The organism is Deferrisoma sp. (genome assembly GCF_054681715.1).
Genome location: NZ_BAAHFQ010000283.1, coordinates 1 through 2,147, shown reverse-complemented (window position 1 = coordinate 2,147; position 2,147 = coordinate 1). Strand labels below are relative to the sequence as shown.

Sequence of the window (2,147 nt, the reverse complement as noted above, 5' to 3'; positions counted from 1 at the left end):
CCGGGCCGGCGCTGGATGTGGCCGCAGACCTTCCGCTCCACGAGCACGAGCACGGCGGCGTTGGTGAACGCAAACGCCACCACGATCACGAAGCAGACGATCAACCGGATCAGGTCGGGCGGAAAAAGGTCGGTCATGGGGGTTTCCGTTGGTCGTTGGTCGCCGGTCGTTTGTCGTTGGGACGTTCGGACGCTAGGACGTGCGAACGGAAGCCGCGTGGACGCTAGGACGTGCGAACGTGCGGACGGAACGTCCGAACGTCCTAGCGTCCTAACGTCCGACCGTCCTAACGGCGCGCGCAGCGCGCCCTACCGGTCAATCTCCGGGATCACGAGGTCCAGGCTTCCCATGATCGCCACCAGGTCGGCCAGGAGCACCCCGGAGGCCAGTTCGTTCAAAAGGCTCAGGTTCGAGTACGACGGCGGCCGGATCTTGAGCCGGTAGGGCACGTCGGAGCCGTCGCCCACCAGGTAGTAGCCCAGTTCCCCCCGGGCGGCCTCCACGGTCTGGTACACCTCGCCGGGCCCCAGCTTGAGCTTCTTGGGCACCTTCTCGGCCATGACCGGGCCGTCGGGCAGCTTGTCCAGGGCCTGCTCCACGATCCGCAGCGACTGCTCCATCTCCGCCAGCCGCACCCGGTACCGGGCCATGCAGTCGCCCTCGGGGAACGTGGGGATGTCGAACTCGAACTCGGGGTACACCGAGTAGGGCTCGACCCGGCGGATGTCGTAGGGGATGCCGCTGCCCCGGGCCACCGGGCCGGTGGCGCCGTATTTGCGGATCATGTCGGGGGAGATCACGCCCACCCCCTCGACCCGCCTGCGGAAGATCACGTTGCCGGTGACGAGCTTGTGGTACACGTCGAACCGGCTTCGCATCCTGCGGATGAAGACGCGGGTGCCCTCGATGAACTTCTCGTCCAGGTCCCGGTTCACGCCGCCCACCCGGAAGTAGCTGAAGGTGAGCCGGGCGCCGGTCACGTGCTCCAGAAGGTCGAGGATGAATTCCCGGTCGTCGAAGGCGTAGAGGATGGGGGTGAAGGCCCCCAGGTCCAGCAGGAACGCGCCGAACCACAGGAGGTGGCTCGCGATGCGGTTCAGTTCCGTGGTGATGACCCGGATGTACTCGGCCCGGGGCGGCGCCTCGATCCCCAGCATCCGCTCCACGGCGAGCACGTGGCCGTGGCCGAAGGAGAGGGCCCCGGCGTAGTCCATGCGGCCCACGTTGGCGTAGAACCCGCTGACGTTTCGGACCTCGCCCATCTTCTCGTGCATCCGGTGGCCGTAGCCGATCACGGGATGGGCCTCGAGCACGTACTCGCCGTCGAGTTTCAGGACCACCCGGAGCACCCCGTGGGTGCTGGGGTGCTGGGGGCCCATGTTGAGGACCAGGGTCTCCAGGGTCGGGTCGGGCCGCGGGATCATGGGGCCTCCCCCTCGGCCGCCTGGGCCGGGATGAGGTCGTCGAGGCTCTTGAGCTTCTTGTCGTCCTTCCGGAGGGGCCGGAGGTCGCCGGCGTCCTCGGGCAGGATGAGGGGCGAGAGGTCGGGGTGGCCCTCGAACTCCACCCCGTAGAAATCGTGCTGCTCCCGCTCGTGCCAGTTGGCCCCGGGAAAGATGTCCTGGATCGTGGGCACCTTGGGGTTCTCCCGGTCGGTCCGGACCCGCAGCCGCACCCGGCACCCGCCCTCGAGCCGGTGGAAGTGGTAGACCACCATCATCTCGGGGGCGGCGTCCACGCCGATCACGTCCTCGATCAGGAACTCCCGGTCCCGGAGGGCCTGGGCCGCATCCCGGAGGCGCTCGGCCGGCACCCAGGCGTCCACGTGGATCCCCCGGGAGGCGGGGTCCGCGAGCGCCGCGTCGGCGCCCAGGTCGGCCAGGATCTTCTGGATCTCGTCAGGCCGCATCGGGGTTCCACCTCCCGGCCTCGGGGTTGCGCTTGGGCCGGAACCGTCCCTTGGTCTGGGGCAGGGGGTGGCGCACGCCGGCGATCTTCTCCTGGAGCTTCAAGATCCCCTCCAGGAGCCCCTCGGGCCGGGGCGGGCACCCGGGCACGTACACGTCCACCGGGATGAGCCGGTCCACCCCCTCCACCACGTTGTAGTTCTCGGGGATCGCGAAGGGGCCGCCCGAGATGGCGCAGTT

At 68.8% G+C, this 2,147-nt stretch carries 3 protein-coding genes; all 3 read right to left on the bottom strand.

Annotation, left to right across the window (positions count from 1 at the left end):
• Window positions 1-308: 308 nt before the first annotated feature.
• Window positions 309-1,424, bottom strand: a complete 1,116-nt coding sequence (locus ACY0I8_RS17915) for an NADH-quinone oxidoreductase subunit D (RefSeq protein WP_461395830.1) — start codon at window positions 1,422-1,424, stop codon at window positions 309-311.
• Window positions 1,421-1,909, bottom strand: a complete 489-nt coding sequence (locus ACY0I8_RS17910) for an NADH-quinone oxidoreductase subunit C (RefSeq protein ID WP_461395829.1) — start codon at window positions 1,907-1,909, stop codon at window positions 1,421-1,423. The genes ACY0I8_RS17915 and ACY0I8_RS17910 overlap by 4 nt, the downstream gene beginning before the upstream one ends.
• A partial coding sequence (locus ACY0I8_RS17905) for an NADH-quinone oxidoreductase subunit B family protein (RefSeq protein WP_461395828.1) occupies window positions 1,899-2,147 on the bottom strand: 249 nt, incomplete at its 5' end. The genes ACY0I8_RS17910 and ACY0I8_RS17905, both read right to left, overlap by 11 nt.